General features: G+C 64.1%; 16 protein-coding genes. 9 read left to right on the forward strand and 7 right to left on the reverse strand.

The window, feature by feature from the left end; all coding sequences use genetic code 11:
- Positions 1–80: 80 nt before the first annotated feature.
- Positions 81–872, reverse strand: a complete 792-nt coding sequence (locus ACVOLZ_RS20780) for a cytochrome C assembly family protein (protein WP_481517789.1) — start codon at positions 870–872, stop codon at positions 81–83.
- A 110-nt stretch (positions 873–982) separates the two neighbouring features.
- Here ACVOLZ_RS20780 and ffh point away from each other — a divergent pair, with 110 nt between their 5' ends.
- The 4 genes from ffh to ACVOLZ_RS20800 are packed head-to-tail and all read left to right on the forward strand — an operon-like array spanning position 983 to position 4,732.
- Positions 983–2,362, forward strand: a complete 1,380-nt coding sequence (gene ffh, locus ACVOLZ_RS20785; RefSeq protein WP_481511139.1) for a signal recognition particle protein — start codon at positions 983–985, stop codon at positions 2,360–2,362.
- Between the two features lie 38 nt (positions 2,363–2,400).
- The gene (locus tag ACVOLZ_RS20790) at positions 2,401–2,835 is read left to right on the forward strand and encodes a hypothetical protein (RefSeq protein WP_481517790.1); all 435 of its coding nucleotides are present in this window, start codon (positions 2,401–2,403) and stop codon (positions 2,833–2,835) included.
- Positions 2,836–2,867: 32 nt separating this feature from the next.
- Complete coding sequence (locus ACVOLZ_RS20795) at positions 2,868–3,941, forward strand: NAD(P)H-dependent flavin oxidoreductase (RefSeq protein ID WP_481517791.1); 1,074 nt, start codon at positions 2,868–2,870, stop codon at positions 3,939–3,941.
- The gene (locus ACVOLZ_RS20800; protein WP_481517792.1) at positions 3,938–4,732 is read left to right on the forward strand and encodes an aminotransferase class IV; all 795 of its coding nucleotides are present in this window, start codon (positions 3,938–3,940) and stop codon (positions 4,730–4,732) included. The genes ACVOLZ_RS20795 and ACVOLZ_RS20800 overlap by 4 nt, the downstream gene beginning before the upstream one ends.
- An 18-nt stretch (positions 4,733–4,750) precedes the next feature.
- Here ACVOLZ_RS20800 and ACVOLZ_RS20805 read toward each other — a convergent pair whose 3' ends face one another.
- Positions 4,751–5,008 carry an EF-hand domain-containing protein gene (locus ACVOLZ_RS20805; RefSeq protein WP_481517793.1) on the reverse strand — a complete coding sequence of 86 codons (258 nt, stop codon included), beginning with the start codon at positions 5,006–5,008 and terminating at the stop codon, positions 4,751–4,753.
- A 239-nt stretch (positions 5,009–5,247) separates the two neighbouring features.
- On the opposite strand from ACVOLZ_RS20805, the gene cls reads away from it, so the two are divergent.
- Positions 5,248–6,744 (forward strand): cardiolipin synthase, encoded by a 1,497-nt coding sequence (gene cls / locus ACVOLZ_RS20810; RefSeq protein ID WP_481517794.1) that lies wholly within the window; start codon positions 5,248–5,250, stop codon positions 6,742–6,744.
- 9 nt (positions 6,745–6,753) lie between these two features.
- On the opposite strand, the gene ACVOLZ_RS20815 is transcribed toward cls, so the two are convergent.
- From ACVOLZ_RS20815 to ACVOLZ_RS20830, 4 genes are all read right to left on the reverse strand, one after another.
- Positions 6,754–7,374, reverse strand: coding sequence for an HD-GYP domain-containing protein (locus ACVOLZ_RS20815; protein WP_481517795.1), 621 nt, complete (start codon positions 7,372–7,374; stop codon positions 6,754–6,756).
- 98 nt (positions 7,375–7,472) lie between these two features.
- A complete protein-coding gene (gene mfd, locus ACVOLZ_RS20820; protein WP_481517796.1) occupies positions 7,473–11,054 on the reverse strand; it encodes a transcription-repair coupling factor in 3,582 nt (1,193 codons plus the stop codon).
- A gap of 135 nt (positions 11,055–11,189) precedes the next feature.
- Positions 11,190–11,735, reverse strand: coding sequence for a GNAT family N-acetyltransferase (locus ACVOLZ_RS20825; RefSeq protein WP_057629682.1), 546 nt, complete (start codon positions 11,733–11,735; stop codon positions 11,190–11,192).
- A 96-nt stretch (positions 11,736–11,831) separates the two neighbouring features.
- Positions 11,832–12,689 carry a 23S rRNA (adenine(2030)-N(6))-methyltransferase RlmJ gene (locus tag ACVOLZ_RS20830; RefSeq protein WP_481517797.1) on the reverse strand — a complete coding sequence of 286 codons (858 nt, stop codon included), beginning with the start codon at positions 12,687–12,689 and terminating at the stop codon, positions 11,832–11,834.
- 150 nt (positions 12,690–12,839) lie between these two features.
- On the opposite strand from ACVOLZ_RS20830, the gene creB reads away from it, so the two are divergent.
- The 4 genes from creB (at position 12,840) to ACVOLZ_RS20850 (ending at position 16,888) form a co-directional block, all read left to right on the forward strand.
- The gene (creB, locus tag ACVOLZ_RS20835; protein WP_481517798.1) at positions 12,840–13,541 is read left to right on the forward strand and encodes a two-component system response regulator CreB; all 702 of its coding nucleotides are present in this window, start codon (positions 12,840–12,842) and stop codon (positions 13,539–13,541) included.
- A 3-nt stretch (positions 13,542–13,544) separates the two neighbouring features.
- Complete coding sequence (gene creC, locus ACVOLZ_RS20840; protein ID WP_481517799.1) at positions 13,545–14,981, forward strand: two-component system sensor histidine kinase CreC; 1,437 nt, start codon at positions 13,545–13,547, stop codon at positions 14,979–14,981.
- 82 nt (positions 14,982–15,063) lie between these two features.
- On the forward strand, positions 15,064–16,410 hold the full coding sequence (creD, locus tag ACVOLZ_RS20845) for a cell envelope integrity protein CreD (protein ID WP_481517800.1): 1,347 nt from the start codon (positions 15,064–15,066) through the stop codon (positions 16,408–16,410).
- A 67-nt stretch (positions 16,411–16,477) separates the two neighbouring features.
- Entirely contained in the window at positions 16,478–16,888 is a 411-nt protein-coding gene (locus ACVOLZ_RS20850) for a hypothetical protein (protein ID WP_481517801.1), read from the forward strand.
- A 199-nt stretch (positions 16,889–17,087) separates the two neighbouring features.
- Here ACVOLZ_RS20850 and ACVOLZ_RS20855 read toward each other — a convergent pair.
- Positions 17,088–17,333, reverse strand: a 246-nt coding sequence (locus ACVOLZ_RS20855; RefSeq protein ID WP_481517802.1) for a hypothetical protein, incomplete at its 5' end; no start/stop codon positions are given.

Consider the following 17,333-nt stretch of genomic DNA (forward strand, 5'->3'; position numbering starts at 1 on the left):
CCCTCCTTTTGTTTGTGGTTGGTTTTGTTTTTGGCGTGTCCCGCCCCCCGGCCGGCCCCCCCCCCACTACAGGTCTCGGCTCAGCCGCGGCCCAGCACCAGCTCGATCACGAACCTGCTGCCGAAGAACGCCAGCAGCAGCAGTGCCATCGCGGTCAGGGTCCAGTGCACGGCCTTGCCGCCACGCCAGCCGTAACGGCGGCGGCCGATCAACAAGGTGCCGAACACGATCCACGACAACACGCTGAGCACGGTCTTGTGCACCAGCTTCTGCTCCAGCAGGTTGTCGACGAACAGCACGCCGGTCAGCAGGGTCAGGGTCAGCAGGCAGAATCCGACCGTGATCGTGCGGAACAGCAGGGTCTCCAGGTCGGCCAGCGGCGGCAGGGCGCGCAGCCAGGGGCGGAAGTCGCGGCGGCGCAAGGCCCGTTCCTGCAGCCACAACATGATTGCCAGCAAGGCCGCCACGCTCAGCGTGGCGTAGGCCAGCAGCGCAAGCCAGGCATGGGTGGCCAAGCGCCAGCCCAGCAGCTTGCTCGGTTCATGGCCGTAGCCGTGGTAGGCCAGCAGCAGAATCGCCGCCATCGGGAACACCACCCCCCCCAGTGCCGACATGCGTCCGCGCGCGCCGACCACGGCGGTCAATGCCGACATGCCCAGACCGACCAGTGACAGTGCCGCGAAGAAGTGCATGTCCGGACCGCCAGCGGTTTTCATCGCCACCATCAGGTGGTAACCGGCGTGCAGCAGCACCGCGCCGATGGTGGGCAGCAGCCAGTTACGTGGCGGCGGACTACGCTCGCCGGCCAGCCCGCGGATCAGCAGGACGGTGGACACCAGATAGAGCGCGGCGGCGATGAGAACGATTGTCATCGATCCAGTTTCGCATACAGGCCCGCCTCTGGCGATCTGAACCGGCGGTGGCGGCGGCTGGCCGCTATACTAACTGTCTCTGTTTCCACGATTTCCGCAGGTTCCGTCGCATGTTCGAGTCACTGACCCAGCGCCTTTCCGGCACCATCGAGCGCCTGCGTGGGCGCGGCCGCCTGACTGAAGAAAACATCCGCGAGGCCACCCGTGAGGTGCGCATCGCCCTGCTGGAGGCCGATGTGGCCCTGCCAGTGGTGCAGGCCCTGATCGAGAAGATCAAGGTCCGCGCGGTTGGCCAGGAGGTGCTCAAGTCGCTGACCCCGGGCCAGGCGCTGATCAAAGTGGTGCGCGATGAGCTGACCGCCGTGATGGGCGCGCAGGCCACCGACCTGAACCTCAACGTGCCAGCGCCGGCCATCATCCTGATGGCGGGCCTGCAGGGTGCCGGTAAGACCACCACGGTTGGCAAGCTGGCCAAGCACCTGAAGGAAAAGCGCAAGAAGAAGGTGATGGTGGTTTCTGCCGACGTTTATCGTCCGGCCGCCATCGAGCAGCTGAAGACTCTGGCCGAGCAGGTTGGCGTGCTGTTCTTCCCGTCCAGCCCGGACCAGAAGCCGGTGGACATCGTGCGCGCCGCCATCGACGATGCGCGCAAGTCGTTCGCCGACGTGCTGTTGGTCGATACCGCCGGCCGCCTGGCCATCGACGAAGCGATGATGGCCGAGATCAAGGCCCTGCACGCTGCGGTCAACCCGGCCGAAACCCTGTTCGTGGTCGATGCCATGACCGGCCAGGACGCTGCCAACACTGCCAAGGCCTTCGGCGAAGCGCTGCCGTTGACTGGCGTGGTGCTGACCAAGACCGACGGTGACGCCCGTGGCGGTGCCGCGCTGAGCGTGCGCTACATCACCGGCAAGCCGATCAAGTTCACCGGTACCGGTGAAAAGGTCGACGGCCTGGATGTGTTCCACCCGGAACGTGTGGCCAGCCGCATCCTCGACATGGGCGATGTGCTGTCGCTGGTGGAGCAGGTCGAGCAGCAGGTCGACAAGGACAAGGCACAGAAGCTGGCCGAGAAGGTCGCCAAGGGCAAGAAGTTCGATCTGAACGACATGCGCGATCAGCTTGAACAGATGCAGAACATGGGTGGCATTGGCGGCCTGATGGACAAGCTGCCGGGCCTGGGCCAGATCCCCGAGCACCTCAAGGCGCAGGTCAGCCAGAGCAAGGAAGTGCCGCGCATGATTGCCATCATCGGCTCGATGACCAAGAAAGAGCGCCGCAATCCGGGCCTGCTCAACGGCTCGCGTCGTGCCCGCATCGCGCGTGGCTCCGGCACCCAGCCGGCCGACGTCAACAAGCTGATGAAGCAGTACATGCAGATGGAAAAGATGATGGGCAAGCTGGCCGGTGGGGGCATGAAGGGCATGATGCGCAACATGAAGGGCATGCTCGGCGCCATGGGTGGCAAGGGTGGCCTGCCGTTCCGTTGATAGGCTCTGATTCCAATCGATTCAACAAGGAGTAGTGCATGAACAACAGGATGTATCTGGTATTGGCAGTGTTGGCGCTGAGCGCGTGTGGTGAGGACCGCTCGATCTCGCAGAAGGCCGGTAGCGCGATCAGCGGTACCGCCACCGATTTCGTGGCGGGCCTGGGCGAAGGCGTCGACAAGCGCATGTCGCTCAAGCTCGACGTGGCGCCGGAAATTGTCAGCAACGGCATGACCGTGACCTTGGGCAAGAGCCGCGGCATGGGCTCCAAGGACGCCTCGGTGTATGTGGTGGCAACCAAGCCTTACAAGGGTGCATTCCTGGCACGCGCATTGGACGAGTCGGGCGCCGAAATCGGCCGCTCGCGGGTGGAAGTGGATTTCCCCGCCGATGATGCGCAGTATGTGAACTTCACCTTCAACGAAGAGATGGACAGCCAGCTGGTGCGTTCCTACGCCCTCTCGCTACGCTGAGTGGCATAGGCACCGGCGGCACGATCACCGCCATGCACAACGCCGTCATTTCAGCCCGGACCGAAGCGTTCTGCCAACGCTTCGGTCTTGAACTTCCTATCCTGCTCGCGCCGATGGCCGGCGCCTGCCCGGTGCCGCTGTCTGCCGCGGTGGCCAATGCCGGCAGCATGGGCGCGATGGGCGCGGTGCTGTCCACGCCGGAACAGATCAGCCAGTGGATGCATGCATTCGGCCAGCAGTCGCAGGGGCCGGCGCAGGTCAATCTATGGGTGCCGGATCCCGCTCCGCAGCGCGACCCTGCCGCCGAAGCGGCTACGCGTGAGTTTCTGGCGCAGTGGGGGCCGCAGGTCGCAGCAGAAGCCGGTGATGCTGGTCCTGCCGATTTCGATGCCCAGTTCGATGCGCTGATTGCCGCCCGGCCTGCCGTGGCTTCAACCATCATGGGTGTGTTTTCTGCCGCACAGGTGGCGCGACTGCAGGCCGCCGGTATTGCCTGGTTCGCATGTGCGACGACCTTGAGTGAGGCACTGCAGGCGCAGGCTGCCGGTGCCGATGCAGTCGTCGCACAGGGTATGGAGGCAGGTGGCCATCGCGGTGCGTTTGATGCGGCACAGGCCGAACGACAGATGGTCGGTTTGTTCGCCTTGTTGCCACGCCTGGTCGATCACCTGAGTGTGCCGGTGATCGCTGCTGGCGGCATTGCAGATGGTCGCGGCGTCGCTGCCGCACTGATGTTGGGTGCCAGCGCAGTGCAGGTGGGAACCGCATTCCTTGCGGCCGATGAATCCGATATTCCCGCAGTGTGGAAGCAGGCGCTGGAGGTTGCCGAGCCCGAAGCCACGCGCGCGACGCGGGCTTTCAGTGGCCGACTTGGGCGTGCCCTGGATACGGCTTACGTGCGAGCAGCCGAGGCAATTGATGCGCCAGCGCCGCAGCCCTACCCGGTGCAGCGTGGACTGACTGCCGGCATGCGCAAGCAGGCCGGCGCCAGTAACCAGCTCGATGCGATGCAGGCATGGGCCGGGCAATCAGCTTGGATGGTCAAGCGCGCACCCGCGGCGCAGATCCTGCGCGCGATGTGGGCGCAGGCGCAGACGCGGCCATGACGGTGCTGTTCTGCAATGGGCAACTGGCTGATGCCGGCGCGCTGAGCGCGGCGCTGGTCAATTACGGACACTTCACTTCACTGCAGGTGCGCGCTGGTGCGGTGCAGGGCTGGGCGCTGCACCTTGAGCGCTTGCAGCAGGGCACGCGCGAGTTGTTCGAGGTTGAATTGGACTGCGCGCTGGTGCTGGGGTGGCTGCAGCAGGCATTGCGGCAGCTGGATACGCCAGACGCATCGGTGCGGATCACGGTGTTCTCGCGACAGTTTGATTTCCGCCAGCCGCTGCGTGCGGTGCCGGTGGATGTATTGATCGGCTTCGGAGCGCCGGCGCAGATTCCGGCGCTTGCGCGCTCTGTGCTGCCGCTGCGCTATCAGCGCGAGTTGGCGCATATCAAGCATGTGGGTACGTTCCCGCTGTTCCAGCTGCGGCGGCAGGCATTGCAGCGGGGGTTCGATGACGCGTTGTTTGTCGATACACAAGGCCGCATCAGCGAAGGTACGACCTGGAACCTGGCGTTCTGGGATGGCGTGCAGGTGTGCTGGCCACAGGCGTCGGCGCTGCGTGGCAGCACCGAACGTCTGCTGATGGACGGCTTGACCGAGCTTGGTCAGCTGCAGACCCAGGTCGAAGTGCACTTGCCGGCGTTGGTCCGCTTCAACGGCGCGGTCGCATTCAATGCCTCCGGCATCTGGCCCTTGGCGGCAATCGGCGAGCAGCGGCTGGAGCAGTCCGATGTGTTGTTGGTTCGCCTGCAATCAGCATTGGCGCAGACGCCCTGGTTGCCGCTCTGAAGGATTAGGTGCGCAGGGCTACTTGGCCGGCGTATGTGGATGGGCGCTGGCCGTGCATCGCGCGTATTCCTGTTGGCTCAGCTTGTGGTCCTTGTTGCTGTCGCAGTGGTGCAGTCGCGCTGCAACACCAGGCGGATAGACATCGATTTCGGACAGGGTGACGATGCCATCCTTGTCTTTATCCAGCTCTGTATAGCTTGGCAAGGTGGTGTCAGCGGGTGGTGCAGCCAGTGCCAATGAATAGCCACCGCTGAGTAAAGCTGCTGTCAGTATCATTTGTGCTGATCGGGACACGCGCATCACGTTCTCCTCCCAGCCGGCCCATCCGGCTGTCTGCCGGCATAGCAGGCGCCCCCGAGCCTTCGCGATTGGTGAAAAATAGCGGGCGATGGTGTTTGTCGCGATGCTCGGTTTATCTGCCGTTGGCTGGACAGGGAAGCGCGCGCTGATCCCAGCCATATGAACGGCGTGCTATTTATCTGCCTTGCACTATCACCGGCGTTGGGAGGAGCAGCATGGTATTTGAACTGGGCTGGCCGCAGGCTCCCATGCAATGGGTGGTGAGCGTGCTGGTTTTCATCGCGCACCTGCTGGTTGCTGCGCGGGCGCTGACCCGCCCCAATCGTGCCCCGGCGTCGCGCGCGGCGTGGGTGGCGGTGATCATGTTGGCGCCACTGCTGGGCATGTTCGCCTATCTGCTATTGGGCGAAACCAGTATTGGACGTGCGCGTGCTCGACGCCTGCGGCAGACCGTTCGAATGCTGCAGGCGGCGGGCGATCCGCACGACGCTGCTGCTGTGGAAATCGACGGCAAGGCAGCATCCTTGTTTGCGCTGGCGCAATCGATCAATGGCTTTGTGCCACAGCCGGGCAACCGGGTCGCGCTGCTGGGCGCAGCGCAACCGCTTGCGAACGCCCCCATGGAGGATTGCCGTGCAGCCATTGAACAGTTGGTGCAGGACATCAGCCAATCGCAGCAGAGCGTGCATATCGCCTTTTACATCTGGCTGGATGATGGCGCCGGTGGTCGTGTTGCCAATGCAGTAGCTGCTGCGGCAAGACGTGGTGTGTCCTGCAGGGTGATGGTGGATGCGTTGGGCTCGCGGGCGTTCAGTGGCAGCCCGCGCTGGGCTGAGTTGCAGCAGGCCGGGGTCAAGCTGGTGCGCACCCTGGATGATCTGACCCGCCTGCAGCACGTGGCTTTCAGCCGCATGGACCTGCGTGATCATCGCAAGATCGTGGTCATCGACAACCGAATCGCCTATTGCGGCAGTCAGAACTGTGCTGATCCGGAGTTCCGGGTCAAGCCGAGCTATGCACCGTGGATCGATCTGCTGCTGCGCTGCGAAGGCCCTGTGGTGGCGCAGATCCAGCGGCTGTTTCTCAGTGGCTGGATTCCAGAGACCGGTGAGCAGGGGCTGGACGTTTATGCGGTGGAGACGCCGCAGCCGCAGTTCGAAGATGGCTGTCTGGCAATGGCATTTGAAACCGGCCCGGTCACCCGCCACAACGCGATGACGGATATGTTCGTGGCCTGCATCTATGCGGCGCGCCATGAGTTGATCATCAGCACGCCGTACTTCGTGCCAGACGAAGCGCTGCTGCGCGCAATCTGCGCGGCACCGCGTCGTGGGGTCCGCACGCGGGTGGTATTCCCAAAGCGCAATGACTCCTGGCTGGTGGGGCAGAGCAGTCGCAGCACCTACGCTGATCTTCTGCAGTGTGGCGTAGAGGTCCACGAGTATCCCTTGGGTCTGCTGCACGCCAAGTCGTTGACCGTGGATGGCGAGATTGCCTTGATCGGTTCTGCCAATATGGATCGGCGCAGCCTGGAGCTGAACTTCGAGAACAATCTGCTGATTGCCGACAGTGCAGTCACCGCCGGCATCGTGCAGCGGCAGCAAGGCTATCTGTCGGTATCCGAGCCGGTACTGTTGTCACAGGTGATGGCGTGGCCCTTGGCCACGCGTCTGGTGTGTAACGCCGTAGCGATGATGTCGCCGGTGTTGTGACGCTGCGGCTCAGGTGGCCGCGGCGCTATCACCGCGCAGCAGGCCCATGAACTCGCCGAACAGACGCCGGTCGATCAAACGCCCGCGGTCGTTGGCCAGGATCTCGATGGCACGTTGCATCGGCATCGGTCCACGATACGGGCGCTGCGAGGTCATCGCATCGAAGCCATCGACGATGGTCAGGATGCGCGACTCAAGTGGAATGTCTTCGCCCTGCAGGCCGTGCGGATAGCCACTGCCATCCCAGGCTTCATGGTGATGGCGGATCAGCGTGGCAACGGCCTTGGCGTCGCTGCGGCCGGTGGCGGCGAACAGGCGCGCGCCACGTTCCGGATGGGTGCGCATCGCCGAGATTTTGTCCTCATCCAACTTGCCTGGATGCAGCAGTACCTCGTCACGGATACCGATCTTGCCGACATCGTGAAAGCGTGCGGCAAGCACAAGATGGCCGATGCGTTCCTCGGACAGATCGCAGCGGCGGCCCATGGCCTGGGCAAGTTGCGAGACGCGATCGCAGTGGTGGTCGGTATAGCTGTCGCGCTGATCCAGCGCGGCGGCCAATACATCGATAGCGCAGGAGCTGTCATCCGGTGGATGCGACAGGCCCACGGGCGTGGTGATGGTCAACATGAGTGCGAAGCCGCGTGGGGAACGGCTGCGAGCGTAAGAGAGGGGGCGTTATTTTCAACGCCCTTTCATCTTCACGCAATCTAAACCAATTGATTTATTCAGCTGTTTCCCGGATGCAGTGTGGTCAGCAACGCACGCGCGGCGTTGAAGCGGTCAGCGCTTTCCGGCAGCGGGTGCTTGATGCGCAGCTTGTCCGGGCCATCCATCTGGTAGAGCTTGGGCTGCTTCTGGATCAGCTGGATCACCACCATCGGGTCGATGTTGGGCTTGCTGTCGAACACGATGCGGCCACCGTTCTCGCCCAGTTCCAGCTTGCGGATGCCCAGCTCGTTGGCCTGCAGCTTGAGTTCGGCGATGGCGAACAGATGCTTGACAGGATCCGGCAACAGGCCGAAGCGATCAATCATTTCCACCTGCAGTTCACGCAGGCGTTCGCTGTCGCGTGCCGAGCTGATGCGCTTGTATAGGGTCAGGCGGGTATGCACGTCCGGCAGGTAGTCTTCCGGAATCAGCGCCGGCACATGCAGTTCGACGTCGGCACCGCGTGCTTCTTCGCCGGCATCCAGATCCGGCAGCTTGCCCGATTTGATCGAGCGCACCGCGCGTTCCAGCAGCTCGGTGTACAGGCTGAAGCCGATTTCGGCCATCTGCCCGCTCTGGTCTTCGCCCAGCAACTCACCAGCACCACGGATCTCCAGATCATGGGTGGCCAGGGTGAAGCCCGCGCCCAGTTCGTCCATCGATGCGATGGCTTCCAGGCGCTTCTGCGCATCCGGCGTGATCGAGCGCTTGTCCGGCACCAGTAGGTAGGCGTACGCACGGTGATGCGAACGGCCAACGCGGCCACGTAGCTGATGCAACTGCGCAAGACCAAAGCGATCCGCGCGGTTGATGATGATGGTGTTGGCGTTGGGAATATCGATACCCGACTCGATGATGGTACTGGCGAGCAGCACGTTGAAGCGCTGCTTCTGGAAATCCAGCATCACCCGTTCCAGCTCGCGCTCGGGCATCTGCCCGTGGGCCATGCCGATACGCGCCTCGGGCACCAATTCGGACAACTCGCGCTGCATCCGGCCCATGCTTTCCACATCGTTGTGCAGGAAGTAGAGCTGGCCGCCACGTGACAACTCACGTTGGAAGGCCTCGCGCAGCTGTGCGTTGTCCCAGGCGGTGATGAAGGTTTTGACTGCCAAACGATTCGGCGGCGGGGTGGCGATGATCGATAGATCACGCAGGCCGGCCATGGCCATGTTCAAGGTGCGCGGGATCGGCGTAGCGGTCAGCGTCAGCAGATGTACGTTGGCGCGCATTGCCTTGAGCGCTTCCTTCTGGCGCACACCAAAACGCTGCTCTTCATCGACGATGACCAGGCCCAGGTCCTTGAACTTCACGTCCGGCTGCAATAGCCGGTGGGTGCCGATGATCACATCGATGGTGCCTTCGGCGACCTTGTCGAGCTCGGCCTTGATTTCCTTGCTGGTCTTGAAGCGCGACAGCACTTCCACCCGCAGCGGGTAATCGGCGAAACGGTCGCGGAAGTTGCGGTAATGCTGTTCGGCCAGCAGGGTCGTAGGCACCAACACCGCAACCTGCTTGCCACCACTTGCCGCAGCGAATGCCGCACGCAGCGCGACCTCGGTCTTGCCAAAGCCAACGTCACCGCAGACCACGCGGTCCATCGGCTGGCTGGATTGCAGGTCACGCAGCGTGGCTTCGATCGCCGCCTGCTGGTCGGGTGTTTCCTCGAACGGGAAGCCGGCCGCGAACGGTTCGTACAGCGAGCGGTCGATATCCAGCGCCAGGCCAGCGCGGGCGCGACGACGCGCCTGGATTTCCAACAGCTCGGCGGCAACGTCGCGGACTTTCTCCGCAGCCTTGCGCTTGGCCTTGGCCCACTGCTCGCCACCAAGTGAATGCAGCGGCGCGGTTTCCGGCGAAGCACCGGAGTAGCGGCTGATCAGATGCAGCTGTGCGACCGGTACATACAGGCGGTCGCCCTTGGCGTATTCGATCTCGAGGAATTCGCCGGGCATGCCGCCGACATCCATCGCGATCAATCCGCGGTAGCGGCCCACACCATGATCTTCATGGACGATAGGCGCGCCTTCGGTCAGCTCGCCAAGGTCACGGATGATGGACTCGGGCTCACGCCCGGCACGCCGCGTACGCCGCGCCTGGCCAGCACGCTCCGGGAACAACTGGCGCTCGGTGAGCACGGCCAAGGCCGGCTCGCTGAGCGCAAAGCCGTCATCCAGCGGCGCCACGGTAATGGCGAAGCGCGCGAGCTTTCCCTCTCCCGCATGCGGGAGAGGGGTAGGGGTGAGGGCGCTCTTGCTCTTGCTTTGGCTGGGAGCCTTACCCCCATCCGACCCTTCGGGCCACCTTCCCCCGATGGGGGAAGGAAGAAAGTCGTTGAAGCTGCCTACAACCTCAGGCCTCAACTCCGCCGCCTGCAACACCTCCAACAAGGCCTCACGCCGTCCCGGCGAATCCGCCGCGATCAGCACCCGGCCCGGGTAGTGCTCGATGAAGGACTTCAGCGCCTGCCCAGCCGGCGCGTCCTTGGCTGCGACCGGCAACGGCGGCAGCGGCTGGTCACCCAGCGGCTGCGCCTCGGCGGCGCGCGGATGATCGGCCGCGCACACTTCCACCCGTGACAGTTTGTTGAACTGCTCGCGCAGGCTGTCTGGAGACTGGTAGATCTCTTCTGGCGGCAGCAGCGGTCGTTCGATATCGTGGCGGCGCTGCTCGTAACGGCTGTTGGTCTGCAGCCAAAACGCATCGGAGGCTTCGCTGACACCGGTGCCGAGCACGGTCATGAAACCGTCCGGCAGGTAGTCAAACAAGGTCGCGGTCTGGTTGAAGAACAGCGGCAGCATGTACTCGATGCCAGACGGCGCCAGGCCAGCCTTCAGATCCTGATACAGCGGACTGCGCCGGGTATCCACGTCGAAGCGTTCGCGCAGCGTGGCCAGTACCTTGTTGAGGCTGGCCTCGTCCATCGGCACTTCGCGGCCGGGCAGCATCTTTACTGCCGTCACTTTGTCCAGCGAGCGCTGCGACTCCGGGTCGAACTCACGGATGGAGTCGATGTCTTCGTCCAGCAGCTCGATGCGCAGCGGCGCGTCGGCGCCCATCGGATAGACATCGAGCAGGCCGCCACGCACGGCGAAATCACCCGGGTCCATCACCTGCACGACATTGCGGTAGCCGGCGCTTTCCAGGCGGCGCTTTTCAGCGTCCATGTCCAGACGCTGGCCAACCTTCAGGTCGAAGCTGCCACCGACGATGTAGCTCAGCGGCGCCAAGCGCTGCAGCAGGGTCTGCACCGGCACCACGACAATGCCTTGCTTCAGCGTCGGTAGGCGGTGCAGGGCGGCCAGACGCTGCGAAATGATGTCCGGGTGCGGGCTGAACTGGTCGTAGGGCAGGGTTTCCCAATCCGGGAACGGCACCACCGGCAGCGGGCTGTTCGCACCCAGCAGGGTCTGCAGATCAGCTACCAGCTGATGTGCGCTGTGGTTGTCGCGGGTTACCAGCAGCAGCGGTTTGGCGTGCGCCTGCGCCGCGCAGGCGACATGCCAGGCCAGCGCACTGCTGGAAGCCGGAGCGCGCCACCAGGCGCGGAGCTGGCCCGAACGGGGCAGCGGCGGAATGGGGTAGGTAATAGGCGACATGAACCGCGAATTTTACCAGATGCGCTCCCGTCGCCTCGTTGGGCTTGATCTGGCTTGTACGCGGGGCGTTGCAGGGCCGATAACGCGACAGGCGCCTTGCCGGCGCCTGTCGTCAGCTGAATGGAGAACCGACGCCTAGTTGGCCAGCTCCAGCACCATCCGCACCAGCCCAGGTGCGGCTGCGGGATGCGGCACCTGCTTGAAGCCAAGTGACGCGGCCAGCTGCAGCATCGGTTCGTTGTCCTGGGCGATGTCGCCGTACAGGCGGTCCAGGTATTTGCCGCGTGCCCATTTGACCAGTTTGCGCATCAACTGTCGGCCCAGCCCCTGACCGGCCAGGAAGCCGCTGACCAGGATGGCGTACTCGGCATCGCGGGTGCCCGGAATGATGGAGGCGCGCGCTACCGCACCGACAACCGCTTCGCCGGGGGGCAGCGGCTCGGCTGCGACCAGTGCGATCTCGGTTTTCGGGTTCGGGTGGGTCAGGCGCTGGGCGGTCTCATCCGACAGTGATTCAACCGACTGCAGGAACTTGTCGCGCACTTCTTCCGGCCCGAACAGGGCAAATGCGCCCTGCAGCGGCGCACCGTCTTCAGGGCGGATGGGTCGTATCAGCAGCTCACGGCCGCTGGGTGCCTTGAAATTTTCATGCCACGGGGGCATGCGGTTGCGTGTGGCCATGACTACGTTTCCTCCAAAGTCGCCTGATTCTGTCACCGCGGCTGCTACGTTCTGTGAACGCGGTCCAAAGCGGCTGCAGATTGCCGGCGCCGCCCGTCATTCGGGCGTCTTCAGCCACTCCAGCCGGGTCGAGGTGCCGGTTTCACCCAGATACTGCTTCAGGACCGGCAAGGCCGGGGCCAATACCTGCTCGAACTGCCATGGCGGGTTCAGCAACAGCATCCCGCTACCATTCAGACGCAGCGGAGAGTCGTCGGCCCTCACCATGAATTCGGCGACCAGGATGGACTTGGCCGGCAGCGCGGCCGCCTTGCGGAAGAACGGCTGCAGGGTGCGGCGTTGCTTGATCGGGTACCAGACCGCGCATTGCGCCTGCGGCATCCGGGTAAGAATCTCGCGCAGGGTTGAGACGATCAGCGGGTACTCGGCGTCCTGCACCTCATACGGCGGATCGATCAGCACCAGCGCCCGCCCAATCTTGATCGCGCCGCTCTTGGGTGGCAGGAAGGCGCGGATGGCTTCATAGCCGTTGCCAGCGTGCACCTGTACCCGGCGGTCGTGGGCGAACAGCTCCTTGAGCGCGGTGACCTCATCCTTCTGCAGCTCGCAGGCGGCCATGCGGTCCTGTTCGCGCAGGGCGCGCGCGGCCAGCAGCGGTGAGCCGGGGTAGGAGATCAAGGCGCCGACCGGGTTGTCGGCCTGCACCGCGCGCAGGTACTGCTCCACCACTTCGGGCAGCGACGGGGTGGTCATCAGCCGCAGTACGCCTTCGTCGATCTCGGCGGTTTTGCGGCTTTCCTCCGCGGACAGCAGGTAACGGCCGCGGCCGGCATGCGTGTCCAGCACGAAGAAGGGCGAGTCTTTGCGCTTGAGCGCGTCGATCATCGCCAGCATGACGATGTGCTTGAGGACGTCGGCGTGGTTACCGGCGTGGAAGGCGTGGCGATAATTCATCGGCGAAGTTTACGGCTTGCAGCGTTGCGTGGGCGTTTTGATCGGCCTGCGTTGGTCGGCGGACGGCTCAATCGGCGGTTCCAGGGGGCAATCGGGCCACCATTGGCTACTGCCGCTGGCGTCTGCGGCAAGGCCAGCTATGCTGATGCAATGTCCAGCCAACCTGCCCGGGTACTCGTCGTCGAAGACGAGGCCGCCATCGCCGACACTCTTCTTTATGCGCTGCGCAGCGAAGGCTATGCCGCCAGCCATTGCGCCTTGGGCCGCGAGGCGTTGGCCTTGCTGCGTCAGGACGGCGCCGATGTGGTGGTGCTGGATGTCGGTCTCCCCGACCTGGGCGGCTTCGACGTCTGCCGTGAACTGCGCACTTTCAGCCAGGTGCCGGTGATCTTCCTGACCGCCCGCAACGATGAGTTCGACCGCGTATTGGGGCTGGAGCTGGGCGCCGACGACTATGTGACCAAGCCGTTCTCGCCACGCGAGATGGTGGCGCGGGTCCGCGCGCGGCTGCGCCGGACCACGCCTGCGACGCCGGTTGCAGCGGAGGCAGGTGGTTGGAAGCAACTGGGCCGGTTCGCGATTGATCACGAAGGCCGGCGCATCCGCTACGACGAGGCGCTGCTGGACCTGACCCGCTACGAGTACGCCTTGCTGGCCGCGTTGCTGCAGCGCCCCGGGGCGATCCTTAGCCGGGCGCAGTTGATGGAACGTGGCTGGGACCATGCCAGCGACAGCACCGACCGCACCGTCGATACCCACGTCAAAACCCTGCGCGCAAAGCTGCGTGCGGCCGGCGCGCAGGGCGAACCGATCCGCACCCACCGTGGCGTCGGCTACGCCCTGGATGTATGACCGATGCGGATCGGGCTGAAGCTGTTCCTGGGGTTCTTCCTGATTGTCGGCATCGCCGCGTTCTTCGTGATGCGCGTGTTCGTCAACGAAGTGAAGCCCGGTGTGCGCCAGGCGATGGAGTCCACCCTGGTGGACGCGGCAAATGTATTGGCGGTGATGGCTGCGCCGGATCTGAAGGCCGGCCACATCGGCGACGGTGACTTCGCCGCGCGTCTGGCCACCGCTCAGCGCCGCGATCCCAAGGCGATGGTGTGGCGCTTCCCCAAGCGGAGCATCGACTACCGGGTGACGGTGACCAATGCGCAGGGCATCGTGGTCTACGACTCGCGCGGGCAGGACGTTGGACGCGACAACTCGCGCTGGAATGATGTCTACAGGACGCTGCGCGGCGAGTACGGCGCACGCTCCAGTCCGGAGATACCGGGCGACGAAACCAACACCGTGATGCACGTGGCCGCGCCGATGTACGACCCGGCTGACGGACGCACCTTGATCGGCGTGCTGACCCTGTCGCAGCCCAATGACACCATCGATCCCTTCATCGTCGCCAGCCAGCGCGCCATCATCGCGCGCGGTGCCTGGCTGATCGGGCTGTCGGCACTGATCGGCCTGCTGATGACATGGTGGCTGTCGCGCGGCATCAGCGGGCTGAGTCGTTATGCCAAGGCCGTCAGCGCCGGTGAACCGGTGCCGCCGCCGAAGCGGCGCCGCGACGAGATCGGCGACCTCGGCCAGGCGCTGGAAACCATGCGCCGCAAGCTCGAAGGCAAAGCCTATGTCGAGCAGTACGTGCAGTCTCTGACCCACGAAATGAAGAGCCCGCTGGCGGCGATACGCGGTGCTGCCGAGTTGCTGCAGGAGTCCTTGCCCGAAGCCGATCGGCAGCGTTTCGCTGCCAATATCGTGCAGCAGGAGCGGCGCCTGACTGAAACCATCGATCAGTTGCTGCGGCTGGCCGAGGTTGAACAGCACGGCTGGCTGCAGCGACGTACCGAGGTAGATCTGGTCGCGGTCTGCCGCGCGCTGGCCGAGGATGCGGCGCCACGTCTGCAGGCTGGGCAGATCCAACTGGATGTGGAACTGCCCGAGCAGGCAGCGGTGCAGGGCGATACCTTCCTGCTGCGGCAGGCGCTTTCGAACCTGCTGGACAACGCGATCGCGTTCTCCGCGCCGGGCGGTCGCATCGTGCTGAGCGTGCAGCGGCAGCAACAGAACTGGCGCATCGCCGTGCGCGACAACGGCCCTGGTGTGCCGGAGTACGCGCAGGAGCGAGTGTTCGAGCGTTTCTACTCGCTGGCGCGACCGGGCACGGGGCAGCGCAGCTCTGGCCTGGGCTTGCCGTTTGTGGCCGAAGTGGCGCGCCTGCATGGCTGCGTTGCGGAGCTGGGCAACCATCCTGAAGGTGGCGCCGAAGCGCGCCTGCTGCTGCCGGCCGGCTGACTTCACATTCGCTTCAAATTCGGCACAAACCCTGCTCACCAGTCGCGTTCAACCTGTCCCTGTTTCCACACGAGGACGGGACATGACTTCCCTGAAACTGCTGTTGCGCTTCGCCATTGTCGGCGGGCTGGTGTTGTTGCTGCTGATTCCCCTGCTGCTGATCCGCAGCACCATCAATGAGCGTGAGCGTTACCGCGACGAGGCGGTCGAACGGGTATCGCAGAGCTGGGCTGGCGAGCAGTCGCTGATCGGCCCGGTGCGGGTGCTGCCGTGGACCCAGCAGCGCGAAGTCGAGATTCCGGCCGAGGGCAACAATCCGCGCAAGACCGAAATGCGCGTCGAGAGCGGCTACGACCTGCAGATGCCGACGCGCTTGAATGTGCAGGGCAACATGCGCACCGATGAGCGCACCGTGGGTCTGTTCAAGGTGCCGGTCTACAACTGGCAGGCCAAGTTGCAGGCCGAGTTCGCCGAGAGCAGCTATGTGGCGGTGCCGGGGCGCACCTACGGCCGTCCTTATCTGGCGTTGGGCGTGTCGGATGTGCGCGGCCTGGTAGGTACGCCGAACCTGCGCGTCGATGGCCGTGCGATCCAGTTGCAGCCCGGCGCTGGCGTATTGGAAGGAACCTCAAAGGGCCTGCATGCACCGTTGTCGGTGTTGCCGGATTCGATGCAGGGCGTGCTGCGCGAGGGTGGCAAGGTCGAGCTGGAGTTCGTGCTTGGCGGCACGCGTTCGCTGGCGATTGCGCCGGTCGGCGATGACACCCGCGTCTCGCTGTCATCAACCTGGCAGCACCCGCTGTTCGGTGGCAGCTTCCTGCCCAATGAGCGCAGCATCGATGTCAGCGGCTTCAAGGCGGAGTGGGCGGTGTCTTCGCTGGCCTCGGCGGCACAGGCGCAGCTGGTCAAGGCGATCCGCAGCGACGGCGGCAGCGTTGAAGCCTTGAATGTGGCGCTGGTGGACCCGGTGGACACCTATACGCAGGTGGACCGTGCCAGCAAGTACGGCATCCTGTTCGTGCTGCTGACCTTCGTTGGCTTTGCACTGTTCGAGCTGATCAAGCAGCTGAAGATCCATCCGCTGCAGTACCTGCTGGTTGGCCTGGCGTTGGCGATCTTCTTCCTGCTGCTGCTGAGTCTTTCGGAGCAGATTGCGTTCTGGCAGGCCTATCTGATCGCGGCGGCGGCGTGTATCGGCCTGCAGGGCTTCTATCTGAGCGGGGTGCTGCACAGCTGGAAACGCGGTGTCGGTTTCGCAACGATGCTGACCATGTTGTACGGCGTGCTGTATGTGCTGCTGGTCTCGGAGAACAACGCGTTGCTGATGGGCTCGCTGCTGCTGTTCGGCATCCTAGCCGCGATCATGTGGATCACGCGCAAGGTCGATTGGTACGAGCTGAGCAATCGCGCGGTGAGCAAGCAGGCCTGATCTGGCAGTTGCGATGACGGGGCGGGGTGGCGTTGGCCATCCCGCCTCTTTTGCAAGGAGGAATGAAATGAATCGTGCATTGATCCATCGCCGTGCGCAGCGCTTGTTGCCGGCGGGTATCGAGACCTGCGGCTTGCTGCACTTCGGGATGGCGCCGGGGCAGGTGGAGCGGGTGTTGTTGGGGAGTGTGTTTGCAGGTGAGCAGGTGCAGGGGGTTGTTGCGTTGCGGTTGTCGTTGTCGACGGCGTTGGCGATCCAGCGCAAGGGGCTACGGTATTTCGAGCCGGGGGATTGGGTGTATTCGGCGTTTGCCGAGGCTCATTCGTCGGATGCCGGTGGTTTTGCGTGTGGAGCAGAGGGCTTGGGTGCGCTGCCGACGACGCATAGCGCTGGATACTTCGCCGTCGCTCAAGGTGGCCGTTCGTGGTTTGTGGTGCTGCCGGTGGAACGTCTCGTGGTTTATGGGTGGTGGGAGTGAGGGGCGCCGAGTTATTGCCATGTTGCGCACTTGCTCCCTTCTCTCGCGTTCGGGAGGAGCGCGGGGCCATTTGCCGCAAAGACGGGATGTTTGGGGAGCCGTCCCCGCGAAGGCGGGCAGCAGGCGCACACCGGGCCGAATGACACTCCCTTCTCCCGCTTGCGGGAGAAGGTGCCCGGAGGGCGGATGAGGGGAGCTTTTAGCTTTGGCGTTTGCTGTTGACCAAATAGCCAAAGTCAAAGTCAAAGCCAAAGCCAAAGCGGGAGCAAGAGCTTTCACTCCCCTTCGGGGAGCGAGTCACTTTTCTTTGCTTGTGCAAAGAAGAAGTAACCAAAAGAAAGCACACCCTGCCTCCGCGCCCACGCCGCTGCGCGACGCGGGTCCACTCCGCTGGCAGGATTTTTCGACGATACATCCCTGTATCGTCGAAAAACGACGCACATCC

It is taken from the genome of Stenotrophomonas sp. STEN020 (genome assembly GCF_056760195.1).